Annotated in this window: 10 protein-coding genes; 4 read left to right on the forward strand and 6 right to left on the reverse strand. The window is 73.5% G+C overall.

The window, feature by feature from the left end:
• Window positions 1–29 precede the first annotated feature (29 nt).
• Window positions 30–233, reverse strand: a complete 204-nt coding sequence (locus NRK68_RS14945) for a hypothetical protein (RefSeq protein WP_257855971.1) — start codon at window positions 231–233, stop codon at window positions 30–32.
• A 148-nt stretch (window positions 234–381) separates the two neighbouring features.
• Here NRK68_RS14945 and NRK68_RS14950 point away from each other — a divergent pair, with 148 nt between their 5' ends.
• On the forward strand, window positions 382–1,833 hold the full coding sequence (locus tag NRK68_RS14950; RefSeq protein ID WP_183067864.1) for an ABC transporter permease family protein: 1,452 nt from the start codon (window positions 382–384) through the stop codon (window positions 1,831–1,833).
• A 42-nt stretch (window positions 1,834–1,875) separates the two neighbouring features.
• Here the strand turns inward: NRK68_RS14950 and NRK68_RS14955 are convergent, their stop codons facing one another.
• From NRK68_RS14955 to NRK68_RS14965, 3 genes are read right to left on the reverse strand one after another with little or no spacing between them, the layout of a single operon-like run.
• On the reverse strand, window positions 1,876–2,232 hold the full coding sequence (locus NRK68_RS14955) for a DUF1801 domain-containing protein (protein ID WP_183067865.1): 357 nt from the start codon (window positions 2,230–2,232) through the stop codon (window positions 1,876–1,878).
• Window positions 2,232–3,167, reverse strand: coding sequence for an EamA family transporter (locus NRK68_RS14960; RefSeq protein ID WP_183067866.1), 936 nt, complete (start codon window positions 3,165–3,167; stop codon window positions 2,232–2,234). The genes NRK68_RS14955 and NRK68_RS14960 overlap by 1 nt, the downstream gene beginning before the upstream one ends.
• 57 nt (window positions 3,168–3,224) lie before the next feature.
• Window positions 3,225–6,065: an FAD-binding and (Fe-S)-binding domain-containing protein gene (locus NRK68_RS14965; RefSeq protein ID WP_257857859.1), complete on the reverse strand. Its 2,841-nt coding sequence runs from the start codon at window positions 6,063–6,065 to the stop codon at window positions 3,225–3,227.
• A gap of 106 nt (window positions 6,066–6,171) precedes the next feature.
• Between NRK68_RS14965 and serC the strand changes: the two genes are divergently transcribed.
• Window positions 6,172–7,290 (forward strand): phosphoserine transaminase, encoded by a 1,119-nt coding sequence (serC, locus tag NRK68_RS14970; protein ID WP_183067867.1) that lies wholly within the window; start codon window positions 6,172–6,174, stop codon window positions 7,288–7,290.
• 249 nt (window positions 7,291–7,539) lie between these two features.
• On the forward strand, window positions 7,540–10,668 hold the full coding sequence (locus tag NRK68_RS14975) for a sacsin N-terminal ATP-binding-like domain-containing protein (RefSeq protein WP_257855972.1): 3,129 nt from the start codon (window positions 7,540–7,542) through the stop codon (window positions 10,666–10,668).
• On the opposite strand, the gene NRK68_RS14980 is transcribed toward NRK68_RS14975, so the two are convergent.
• A complete protein-coding gene (locus tag NRK68_RS14980) occupies window positions 10,665–11,465 on the reverse strand; it encodes an SGNH/GDSL hydrolase family protein (protein WP_257855974.1) in 801 nt (266 codons plus the stop codon). The genes NRK68_RS14975 and NRK68_RS14980 overlap by 4 nt on opposite strands.
• On the reverse strand, window positions 11,452–12,021 hold the full coding sequence (locus NRK68_RS14985) for a PadR family transcriptional regulator (RefSeq protein WP_257855975.1): 570 nt from the start codon (window positions 12,019–12,021) through the stop codon (window positions 11,452–11,454). The genes NRK68_RS14980 and NRK68_RS14985 overlap by 14 nt, the downstream gene beginning before the upstream one ends.
• Before the next feature lie 115 nt (window positions 12,022–12,136).
• Here NRK68_RS14985 and NRK68_RS14990 point away from each other — a divergent pair, with 115 nt between their 5' ends.
• The gene (locus tag NRK68_RS14990; RefSeq protein WP_183067978.1) at window positions 12,137–12,553 is read left to right on the forward strand and encodes a nuclear transport factor 2 family protein; all 417 of its coding nucleotides are present in this window, start codon (window positions 12,137–12,139) and stop codon (window positions 12,551–12,553) included.
• The last annotated feature ends 16 nt before the right edge of the window (window positions 12,554–12,569 follow it).

The raw sequence follows: 12,569 nt of genomic DNA on the forward strand, positions 1-12,569 counted from the left end.
GCACCGTGCTCCACCGTGCTCGGCAACACTCAGCTCTCGGTGATGAGTTCGCCGTCGTGGTCGCCGCCCTTGCACGTCCACTGGCCGGTGCCGGAGTCGTACTCCACCGCCCCGCCGGCGTCCGTGCACGTCGGCCCGGGGATGGCCGGCACGGCGGCCTGTGCGACGGGAACCGCGGCACCGAGAGCGGTCAGTACGAGGGCGGCGGCGAACGCCAGGAATCGGGTACGCATGAGAGCTCCTTCGGATCGAGTGACACTGGTACGTCACCACCACCCTCCCTCCGTGGCACGGTGCTTGCACGCCGACCGGGGCGCACGAAGGGGCGCTTCAGGGGGCGCACGAGGAGCGCTCGCTGCGTTCACGGCGCAGGCTGGTGTTATGGCGAACACACGTGAGGTGACCGTGGGAGCGCCGGACGACCTCGGCTTGCGGGAAGTTCTGATCGACGGCAGGTCGGTGGGCGGGGTCTGGTCCGACAAGGAACTCTGGAGACTCCTGCGACGTGAAGGTGTGGCGGACGGAGACCCCGTCCAATGGGAATGGCTCGGCGGGGACGCCGCCGTCTGGCCGGACCGGGCGTGGATGCGACGAACCACCGGCTTCTTCGTGGTCGTAGGCCTTCTCACGACCTCATGTCTGCTCTTCCGTATCGGAATCGCGGACAGTGGTAGTGCCCTGACCTACGGCGGACGCATCGCGGGATTCACCATTGTTTTCGTGGCCGTGGTGGTGTTGGTCGCCGCCGCGGCTGCGGTCGACTTCTGGGAGACGCGAAGATGGCGCTACTCAGGGGTGGCCGTTCTGCTGGGAGTGGCGATCGCGCTCTTCTGCGGCATCTCCATCCTTCTGCTGCAGATCGGCGAGAATTTCACCGCCTCCACCGTCATCGGGGCAGCCCTCGTCGCCTGGGCTTCGATCGCCCTGTTCGAACTGATCAAGTCCCGGGCGGGGAAGGGGCTCACCATTCCCAAGAACATCGCGATCGGCGTGATCCTTTCCACCGTTCTGGCCGCCGCCAATCTGGCGTACTCGCAGATCTATGTTCCCTATGTGACGACGCCGCTGATCCAGACCGGGGCCGCGTTCAAGGAGTCGAACATCGACAAGAGGGCGGGGAAGCTGTACATGACGGTCCACATGTACGTGAGGAACGCCGGTCAGGTGCCGGTCTATGTCCTGGGCAGCACCTACTGGATCCGTGGCGAGCCCGCGAAGAGCAAGCCCGCCGACAAGAAGTCCAGATCAGAATTGATCTACGACGGGGAGTTCGTCTCGCCGGACGGCCGCGTGCTGAATCCAGGCGAAGAGGTCGCCCAGGACGCGGTCATCGAGGTGAAGGATCCCACGCCTGGCAAGTTCGAGGCGATCACTGCTCAGAGCGAGGTGTACGTGATCAGGAAAGACAGAATGAGATTGACCGGCGACTACGAGCACGCCAGGGTGTCGGGGAAGACCCTCAAGGAGGACTTGAAGGAGGGGGATCCGCCTGATCCGCAGTACAGATTCCGGACCGGGATCTCGAACAGCAGCGAAATCCTGAACGCGACCCGCGGTCCGCAGTACCTGACGGTGTGGAGGCTGGGCGGTAGATCTCCTCTCGTCATCGTGGACGTGTCCCCACCGGACGAACGGATACGGTTCGATCCCCGGAGGCCGCCGCTGGATCAGAGGGCCACCGAACGCTACGGTCTCACGCAGATCCGTGGCGCCATGGCGCAGACGCCCTACCCGGAGCTTCTGGAGAAGGCCGGCGCCACCGACAAGGGCGCGACCCCGCCGCCGACTCCGACTCCGACTCCGACCCCCCGGCCCCCGCTCCCGGCCCTGTGACCTGGGGCAGACGCCGTCGTCGAGCTACGCGCCACCGTCCCTTCAGCACACCCGCCCCGGGCCCGCCTGGGACGTCGCGCGCAGAAGGTCGCGGAGGAGGGTGAAGTCGACCGTGGCGGGGTTGCGGAAGCGGAGGCAGGCTTTGCCCATGTCGTGGGGCGCCAGGCGGTCCGCGAAGGCGTCCCGGACGTCCGTGCGCATCAGGTAGAAGGAGATGTACTGCTTCTGGTTCGCCCAGGCGATCTCCGCCTCGGTCCCGCCCGGCCGTACGTACACCGGCATCCCGTACGCGATGGACTCCTCGAAGCCCTGCAGTTCCGTCACGCACAGCTCGCGCAGGCGGGCCAGGGCCGGCCTGCGGGCTTCGGGGGCGGCGGCGAGGTAGGAGGCGACGTCCATCAGAGGGGCTTCTTTCCGATCTGGGAGCGGACCGCGCCCATGCTGGCCGCGATGACGAGGGCGATGGCGACGGCGTCGAGCGGCGACAGCGCCTGGCTCAGGACGAGGAAGCCCGCGGTGGCCGCGATGGCCGGCTCCAGGCTCATCAGGATCGCGAAGGTCGGGGCCGGCATCCGCCGCAGGGCGAGGAGTTCGAGGGTGTAGGGCAGCACGGAGGACAGCACGGCCACGCCGACGCCCAGGGCCAGGGTGCTCGGGACCAGCAGGTCCGAGCCCGCTTCGAGGACGCCGAGCGGCAGGGAGAGGACGGCGGCGGCCGCCATCGCCAGGGCCAGGCCGTCCGCCTGCGGGAAGCGACGGCCGGTGCGCGCGCTGAACACGATGTACGCCGCCCACATCGCGCCCGCGCCGAGCGCGTAGGCCGCGCCCAGCGGGTCGAGGGAGCCGAAGCCGAGGCCGCCCCCGCCGTGCCCGGACAGCAGGGCCACGCCGGCGAGGGCGAGGCCGGCCCAGAGGAAGTTCACCAGCCGCCGTGAGACGACGACGGAGAGCGCGAGCGGCCCGAGGACCTCCAGGGTGACCGCCGGACCGAGCGGGATCCGGTCGATGGCCTGGTAGAAGAGGCCGTTCATACCGGCCATCGCCACGCCGAACGCGGCGACCGTCCCCCAGTCGGAGCGCGTGTACCCGCGCACCTTCGGCCGGCACAGGAGCAGCAGCACGATCGCGGCGGCCGCGAGGCGCAGGGTGACGACGCCCGCCGCACCCGCCCTCGGCATGATCATGACCGCGAGGGCGGCACCGAACTGGACCGAGACGCCCGCCGAGATCACCAGTGCGACCGGGCCGAAGCGGGACCGGGCGCCCTCGGCGGAGGGGTCGGCGGGGAGTGCGGCGGCGGGAGCGGTCGTCGGGGACGCGGAAGGTGCGGGCATGGGTCCAGCCTAAGCCGCCGTAAGGAGTGTTGCCGCTTATGTTGCCTTACATCTTCGCTACGGCTGCGTGTCGGGAGCACCCTGGGCGGCACGGCCCGCCGGTCCGTCCGCCAGTCCCTCCGCCAGCAGTTCCACGAGGTGACGGGCCCGGACTCCGCCCAGCTGGGCGATCTGGGTCCGGCAGGAGAACCCGTCGGCCTGGACCAGTGCGCCCGCCCGGGCCGCGCGCAGGGACGGCAGCAGTTGTTCCTCGGCGCACGCCACCGACACCTCGTGGTGGCCGGGCTCGAAGCCGAAGTTCCCGGCGAGGCCGCAGCAGCCTCCGACGGGCTCGCCCACGAGTCCGGCGCGCTCGCGCAGCCGCCGGTCCGCCGCGTCACCGAGGACGGCGTGCTGATGGCAGTGGGTCTGGCCGACCACCGGGCGGTCGAGGCGGGGCGGCAGCCAGTCCGGGGCGTACTCCTCCAGGGTCTCCGCGACGGTACGTACGGCTGCCGCCAGGCGGGCCGCGCGCGGGTCGTCGGGGAGCAGGGCGGGCAGGTCGGCTCGCAGGGCGGCGGCGCAGCTCGGTTCGAGGACGGTGACGGGCCCGGGGACCTCACCGAGGGTGTCCAGGGTCCGGCGCAGGACCTTGCGGGCACGGTCGAGGCGGCCGGTGGAGAGGTAGGTCAGGCCGCAGCAGACGGGGCCGCCGCCGCGGGGGAGGGAGACGTCCAGGCCGGCCGCGCGGAGCACGCGGAGTGCGGCGTGCCCGACCTCGGGGGCGAGGTACTCCGTGAACGTGTCGGGCCAGAGGGTCACGGCGGCCGCGGCCTCGCGAGCGGCCCCGGACAGGCCACCGGCCGCACCCGGCGGGCCGTCACCCCCGCCCCGGGGGCGACGGCCCGCCGCCCGGCCCGTCACCGCCGACGCGTCGCGCGTGAACGGCCGTTTCGCGAGTTCCGGCAGGGCCCGTTCCCGGGCCAGGCCCGGCACCGGTACCGGCAGCAGGCGCGCGGCCGCGTTGACGGCGCCCGCCGCCCGCAGGCGGGCGATCAGGCGCAGCCACGCCGGCAGGCCGCCCAGGGTGTAGTGGGCGAGCGGCCGGATCCGGCCGGCCCAGTGGTGGTAGAGGAACTCCGACTTGTACGAGGCCATGTCCACCCCGACCGGGCAGTCGCTGAGGCAGCCCTTGCACGCCAGGCACAGGTCGAGCGCCTCGGCGACCTCCGGCGAGCGCCAGCCGCCGGTGACGACCTCCCCCGCGAGCATCTCGTGCAGCAGCCGGGCCCGGCCGCGCGTGGAGTGCTGCTCCTCACCGGTGACCCGGTAGGAGGGACACATCACGCCCGTCCCGTCCGGCGGCGCAGCCGTACGGCACTTCGCGACGCCCACGCACCGTGCCACCTCGCCCGCGAGCGGGGTGGCCGGGAGGACCGCGAAGCGGAGGTTCTCGTCCAGCCGGGCGGGCCGGACCAGCATGCCCGGGTTCATGCCGCCGGCCGGGTCCCACACGTCCTTGTACGCCGCGAAGAGCCGGACGACGTCCGCGCCGTACATCTTCGGCAGGAGTTCGGCCCGCGCCTGCCCGTCGCCGTGTTCGCCCGACAGGGATCCGCCGTGGGCGACGACCAGGCCGGCCAGTTCCTCCGAGAAGGTGCGGAAGCGGGCCACGCCGGCGGCCGAGGCCAGGTCGAAGTCGATGCGTACGTGCACGCAGCCCTCGCCGAAGTGCCCGTACGGGGTGCCGCGCAGGCCGTGGGCGGCCAGCAGGGCCCGGAACTCCCTCAGGTACGCGCCCAGCCGGGCCGGCGGGACCGCGCAGTCCTCCCAGCCCGGCCAGGCCATCCGCCCGTCGGGCATCCTGGTCGCGGTGCCCGCGGCGTCCTCGCGGATGCGCCACAGCGCGCGCTGTCCCGCCGGGTCCGTGACGACCAGCGCGTCCAGCGCGTCGGCGCCGCGTACGACGGCCCGTGCCGCGCCCTCGTCCGGCATCTCGACGAACAGCCAGGCCCGGCCCCGGGGCAGCGCCGCAACCCCGCCCGCCGCGCCGACCAGGTCCTCGGCCATGCCCTCGACCGTCAGCGGCCGGTACGGGAGCAGGCCGGCGGCCGCGTCCGCCGCCGCGCTCTCGTCGGCGTACCCGAGGACGGCCAGGGCGGGCGCGGGCGGCAGTTCCACGAGGCGCACCACGGCCTCGGTGACCACGCCGAGGGTGCCTTCGCTGCCGCAGAAGGCCTGCGCGAGCCGCACCCCGCGTTCGGGGAGCAGCGCGTCCAGCCCGCCGTAGCCGGAGATCCGGCGGGAGAAGCGGGGCGGCATGCCGGTGCGCAGCAGGCCGAGGTGGGCGCCGACCAGTTCCCGCAGGCCGTCGGGGGCGCCCGCCCAGCCCGTGCCGATGCGGTGGGCGGTGCCCGCGTACGTGGTCACGGCGAGTTCGGTGACGTTGTCGGCGGTGGTTCCCCAGGCCACGGAGTGGGCGCCGCACGCGTTGTTGCCGATCATGCCGCCGAGGGTGCAGCGGGAGTGGGTGGAGGGGTCGGGTCCGAAGGTGAGTCCGTACGGGCGTACCGCGTCCCGGAGCCGGCCGAGGACCAGGCCGGGCTGGACGACGGCGGTGCGGGCGGCGGGATCCACGGACAGCAGGCCGTTCATGTGTCGGGTGAGGTCGAGGACCACGCCGGTGCCCGTGGCCTGCCCGGCGATGGAGGTGCCGCCGCCGCGCGGGACGACGGGGACACCGGCCTCGGCGCACACGTGCAGGGCGGCCGCGACGTCGTCGGCGTCGCGCGGGGCGACGACGCCGACGGGGACGCGGCGGTAGTTGGAGGCGTCCATGGCCACGAGGGCGCGTGCCGCTGCGCCGAAATCCACCTCCCCGCGCAGCTCCGCCCGCAATGTCCGCTCAAGATCGCGCATCGTTTCCCCGGATGACGTCACGCCGCCCAGCCTGCCACCGCCGCACCGCGTCTCATCGGGTGGACGCGCTTCCGGAGCGCGGACCGGGACCCGATACGCTCCGCTCGTGGCTGAGATCCAGATTCCCGCTGACATCAAGCCCGCCGACGGACGCTTCGGCGCGGGCCCCTCCAAGGTGCGGACCGAGGCGCTGGACGCCCTCGCCGCCACCGGTACCTCCCTGCTCGGAACCTCACACCGCCAGGCCCCGGTCAAGAACCTGGTCGGATCGGTGCGCCAGGGCCTCCGGGACCTCTTCTCGCTCCCCGAGGGTTACGAGGTGATCCTGGGCAACGGCGGCTCCACCGCCTTCTGGGACGTCGCGACCGCCGGTCTGATCGAGCGGAAGTCCCAGCACCTGACCTTCGGCGAGTTCTCCTCGAAGTTCGCCAAGGCCGCGAAGCTCGCGCCGTGGCTGGACGAGCCGTCCGTGATCTCCTCCGAGCCGGGTACGCACCCCGAGCCGGTGGCCGAGGCGGGCGTGGACGTGTACGCGTACACGCACAACGAGACCTCGACGGGTGTCGCGGCGCCCATCAAGCGCGTCGCGGGCGCGGACGCCGGTTCGCTCGTTCTGGTGGACGCTACCTCGGGTGCCGGCGGTCTGCCGGTGGACATCACCGAGACGGACGTCTACTACTTCGCGCCGCAGAAGTCCTTCGCCTCCGACGGCGGCCTGTGGCTGGCGGCGTTCTCCCCGGCGGCCCTGGAGCGCGCGGCGCGTGTCCACGCGTCCGGCCGGCACATCCCGGAGTTCTTCTCGCTGCCGACGGCGATCGACAACTCCCTGAAGAACCAGACGTACAACACCCCCGCGCTGGCCACGCTCTTCCTGCTGGACCAGCAGCTGGAGTGGATGAACAGCCAGGGCGGCCTGGAGTTCACCACGGGCCGCACGGCGGCCAGTGCGCGCAACCTGTACGGCTGGGCGGAGGCGTCGAAGTACGCGACGCCGTTCGTCACCGACGCCGACAAGCGCTCCGCGGTCATCGGCACGATCGACTTCTCGGACGACATCGACGCGGCGGCGGTCGCGAAGGTGCTGCGCGCCAACGGGATCGTGGACACCGAACCGTACCGCAAGCTGGGCCGCAACCAGCTGCGCATCGCGATGTTCCCGGCGATCGACCCGGCGGACGTGCAGGCGCTGACGGCCTGCGTCGACTACGTGATCGAGAAGCTCTGACCGTCGCACGTCCGGTACTGCCGAAGCCCCCGGTGACCCGTCGTCACCGGGGGCTTCGCCCTTCTCACGCGGGTACGGGGACTTCGGTCCCGAAAATCGGGGGCGCGTCCGGCCGCCCGGGGCGTCATACGGGAACCCGGCTTCGCCGAGCCCGACGACGCGGCCCGGTACGACCGGGGCCCCACCCCCGGCGAGGCGGGCACGCGATACCTTCAGGAGTTCCGTTGGGCGAATCTTGGAGGCAGCGGCGTGAGCGTGCGAGTGACGGCGGCCCAGAGCGGCGTGGACCCCTTCGGCACGGCCCGGCTGCGGCGCGGCGTGCTCGACGCCTGGGGGGCCGGCCCGGCCCGGTTCCGCGAGGACGCCAACGCCGAGGAGGACCTCGCCCTCGGCGGCTACCGGGACCGGCTCGTCGTCGAGCTGGCCCAGAACGCGGCCGACGCCGCGGCCCGCGCCAAGGTGCCCGGCCGGCTGCGGCTGACCCTCCACCCGGGCGAGGGCGGCCCGGCACTGCTGGCCGTCGCCAACACCGGCGCACCGCTGGACGCGACGGGCGTGGAGTCCCTGAGCACCCTGCGGGCCTCCGCCAAGCGGGAGCCCGCCGCGGAGAGCGTCGGCCGCTTCGGCGTCGGCTTCGCGGCCGTCCTCGCGGTCTGCGACGAACCGGCGGTCCTCGGCCGCCACGGCGGTGTCCGCTGGTCCCTCGCCGAGGCCCGCGAACTGGCCCGCGAGGCCGCCGTCGGCAGCCCGGGCCTCGGCGACGAACTGCGCCGCCGCGACGGGCACGTACCGCTGCTGCGGCTCCCCCTGCCCGCGGAGGGCACCGCCCCCGAGGGCTACGACACCGTCGTGGTCCTGCCGCTGCGCGACGCCGCCGCGGAGGACCTCGTCGAGCGGCTGCTCACGGGCATCGACGACGCCCTGCTGCTGACCCTGCCCGGGCTGTGCCAGGTCGTCGTGGAGACCCCCGCCGGAACCCGTACCCTCGACCGCCGCGACGAGGGCGCATACACCGTCGTCGAGGACACCACCGGCTCCGGTACGCACACCAACCGCTGGCGCACCGTCCGCCACGGCGGCGCCATCGAGAAGGCGCTGCTCGCCGACCGGCCCGTCGAGGAACGCCTGCGGCCCGCCTGGGCCGTGTCGTGGGCCGTGCCCGTCGACACCGACGGCGCCCCGCTGCGGCCGACCACGGCGCCCGTGGTGCACGCCCCGACCCCGACCGACGAGCCGCTCGGCATCCCGGCGCTGCTCATCGCGACCCTGCCGCTGGACACCAGCCGCCGCCACCCGGCGCCGGGGCCGCTGACCGACTTCCTCGTGGAGCGCGCGGCCGACGCCTACGCCGAACTCCTCGGCTCCTGGGACCCGGTGGGCACCGGGCTCGTGGACCTGGTCCCCGGCCCGCTCGGCAAGGGCGAGCTGGACGGCGCCCTGCGCGCCGCCGTGCTGCAGCGGCTGCCCCGTACGGCCTTCCTCGCACCGGCCGCGCCGCCCGAGCACGCGGAGGAGCGGGTCGCCCTGCGCCCCTTCGAGGCCGAGGTGGTGGAGGGCGCGGGCGCGGACACCGTACGCGTCCTGGCCGAGGTCCTGCCGACCCTGCTGCCGGCGGGCCTGGAACGCCGTACCGAGCTGCGCATCCTGGGCGTGGGCCGGCTGCCGCTGGGCGACGCCATCGAGCGGATCGCGGGCATCGAGCGGACCCCCGAGTGGTGGTACCGGCTCTACGACAGCCTCGCCGGGGTGGATCCCGACCGGCTGTCGGGGCTGCCCGTACCGCTCGCCGACGGCCGTACGACGATCGGGCCGCGCCACGTCCTGCTCCCGTACGCGGACACCCCGGCGGACCTGGCCCGGCTGGGGCTGAAGGTGGCCCACCCGGAGGCGGCGCACCCGCTGCTGGAGAAGCTCGGCTCGCTCCCGGCGACGGCCCGCGCCGTCCTGACCACCCCGCAGGTGCGGGACGCCGTGGCCGCCTCCCTGGACGCCGGGGAGATCTGGGACGAGGACGCCGACACCCTGGACGCCGACGAGCTGGCCGAGGTGGTCCTCGGGCTGGTCCGTGATGCGGAGCTGGCGCCCGGGGACGAGCCGTGGCTGGGTGCGCTGGCCCTGCCGGACGAGGACGGGGAGCTGACGCCGGCGGGCGAACTGCTGCTGCCGGGCTCGCCGTTGGCTGCGGTGATCCGCGAGGACGAGGTCCCGTACGTGGACGCCGAGCTGGCGGAGCGGTGGGGCGAGGCCCCGCTGACGGCCTGCGGGGTGCTGGCCGCCTTCCAGCTGGTGCGCGCCACCGACGTGGTCCTGGACCCGGACGAACTGGAGCCCCGCGAGGGTGACTTCGCCGAGCCGGACGACGCGGGGCTGCTGGACGCGGTGGACGTGTGGTGCGAGGACGTACTGGACCAGCTGCCGGAGCTGCCCGTGCCGCCGGTGGCGACCGAGCTGGTCGCCGTGCGCGACCTGGACCTCGTCGACGACGACTGCTGGCCGCAGGCCCTGGCCATGCTGGCGCAGCCGCCGCTGCGGGACGCGCTGACCCAGCCGGTGCGGATCCTGCTGCCGGACGGCACCACGCAGTCGGTGCGTCCGTACACGGCGTGGTGGCTGCGCGATCACCCGGTGCTGGACGGCCGCCGTCCGGCGGGCCTGCGCGCGGCGGGCGGCGACCCGCTGCTGGAGGGCCTCTACACCTCAGCGGACGCCACCGGTTTCGAGGACGAGCAGGTGCTGCGGGCACTGGGCGTACGGACGTCCGTGCCGGCCCTGCTGGACGAGCCCGGGGGCGCGGCCGAGCTGCTGGGCCGGCTCGCCGATCCGGAGCGGGAGGTGACGGACCGGCAGCTGCACGGCCTGTACAACGCGCTGGCCGATCTCGACCCCGAGCAGGTGACCCTGCCGGACGAGCTGCGGGCGGTGGTGGACGGCGAGGTGGTCGTCGTGGACGCGGCGGACGCGGTGATCGCGGACGCCCCGGACCTGCTGCCGCTGGCGGCGGGGCTGCCCCTGCTGCCGGTGTCCCCGGTGCGTGCGGCGGACCTCGCGGAGCTGCTCCAGGTGCGCCGCCTGTCGGAGACGGTGCCGGCGGAGGTGACGACGCCGGGCGAGGAGCACGAGGTGCCGGAGTCGGTACGGATCCTGCTGGGCCCGGCGACACCGGCAACGTATCTGGAGCACGAGGAACTGGTCGCGGGCGGCACGGAACTGGACTGGCGGCGCACGCCCGACGGCACCCTGCACGCGTCCACCCTGGAGGGCGTGGCGGCGGGCCTCGCCTGGTCGGCGGGCCAGTGGCCGCGCCGCTTCGAGGTGGCGGCCCTGCTGGAGGACCCGTCCCGCACGACGGAACTGGCCCGGGACCGCTGGTTCGACTAGGGAGTGTCCGGGCCGGTGTTCCCGGCGGCCACGGGGAGCAGGGCGGGGCGTTTGGCGGTGCGGCCGTCGCCGGAGGAGCGGCCGCGCAGGCGGCGGCCGAGCCAGGGGCCGAGGAAGGCGGCCGCCCAGCGCAGTTCGGCCGCGACGGCCGCCCCCGGGGCGGGGGCCGGCCTCGGCGGCAGCGGGTGCGTCCAGGTGTCGTCGCTGCCGGGGAGGCCGACGGCGTGGGCGAGGGCGGCGGCGATGCGTTCGTGGCCGACGGCGCTGGCGTGCAGCCGGTCCGTGGTCCACATCCGCGGGTCGGCGACGGCTTCCGGCAGGGCGGTTTCGGCGACGGTGACGCCGTGCCGGGCGGCGGCGTCGCGGATGCGGTCGTTGAGGTCGGCCAGGCGCGGGGCGAGGGGCCGGGCGAGGGGCACGACCCGGCCCAGGTCGGGGAAGGTCACGGTGGCCACGTGCGTCCCGGCGGCCGTGAGCGCGGCGAACATCGCCTCGACGTGGCCCGCGACCTCCGCCGCGTCGAACCGGGGCCGCAGCACGTCGTTGACCCCGGCGACGACGGTGGCGATGTCGGGGCGCAGGGCCAGGGCGGCCTCCAGCTGTCCGGCACGGACCTGGCCGGCGAGCCGTCCCCGGACGGCGAGGTTGGCGTACTGCAGGCCGGGGCCGGCTGCCTCCAGGTGTCCGGCGAACCGGTCGGCGAAGCCGCGCAGGCCGACGGTGTCGTCGCCGTCGCCGAGGCCTTCGGTCTGGCTGTCGCCGAGGGCGACGTAGCGTCGGTACTCAGTCCTCGGCACGGGTGGTCCGCCTCTCTCGCAGGATCGCCGCGCTGCGGCGGCACCAGTCGCGGTGGCCCTGCTCGAAGGCGATGCCGCGCAGGCAGGTCAGGTACCCGCCGATGCGTTCGCCGTGGAGCAGGAACTCCTCCTCGGTGAGCTCGCCGCGCATCTTGCGCAGGACCTTGCCGAGGAGTTCGAGCTTGGCGTCGGCCGCGGACGCCCGTTCCTCGAGCTGTGCGATCACGGGTCCGGTGCCGATCCGGTCGGCGTTCTGGACCTTGACGAGGAGGTCGTCGCGGATGACCGAGGGCTTGGACGCGGCGGCCGCGAAGTCCTCCAGCTCGGTCCGGCCGGCGTCGGTGACCCGGAAGAGGCGTTTGTTGGGCCGGGTCTCCTGGACCACCTGCCGGCCCTCGACCAGTCCTTCCTTCTCCAGCCTGGTGAGCTCGGTGTAGAGCTGCTGGGGGGAGGCGTGCCAGAAGTTCGCAACGCCGATGTCGAAGGACTTCGCCAGCTCGTAGCCGCTGAACTCGCCGTCCAGCAGCGCCGCCAGTACGGCATGTCGCAGGGCCATCGCGGCTGCCCCCTTCCCATTTCCTCGTGCTCCCCCGCATGATACTCACGAAAGCGACTAGTCAATTCCTTGAGCATCAGCATCCGTATCCGTATCAGGAGGAACCGTGGAGTCCGTGACGGAGACCGCCGAACGCTTCCGTGCCGCCGTGGAGAAGCGCGACCTGTCCGCGCTGGAGGACCTGTTCACCGAGGACATCAGGCTGTACAGCCCGGTGAAGTTCCGCCCGTTCGAGGGCAGGCCGATGGTGCTGGGGCTCTTCGGGGTCCTGCTGCGCGTCTTCGAGGACCTGCGCTACGTCGGCCACTTCGACGGCGCGACCGAGACCAGCGCGGACGGCACCGAGGCGCAGGCGTCGGTCCTGCCCTTCCGGGCCACGGTGGACGGCAAGGAGATCCACGGCATCGACATGCTGCACTTCGACGGGGCGGGCCGGATCAAGGAGTTCACGGTGATGGTCCGCCCCCAGTCCGCGGTCCACACCCTGGGCCAGGCCGTCCTCACCGGCCTCCGGTCGGAGGGCCTGGCCTAGTCAGGGCGTATGCGGG

Source organism: Streptomyces yangpuensis (genome assembly GCF_024666385.1).
Classification (GTDB): Bacteria; Actinomycetota; Actinomycetes; order Streptomycetales; family Streptomycetaceae; genus Streptomyces; species Streptomyces yangpuensis.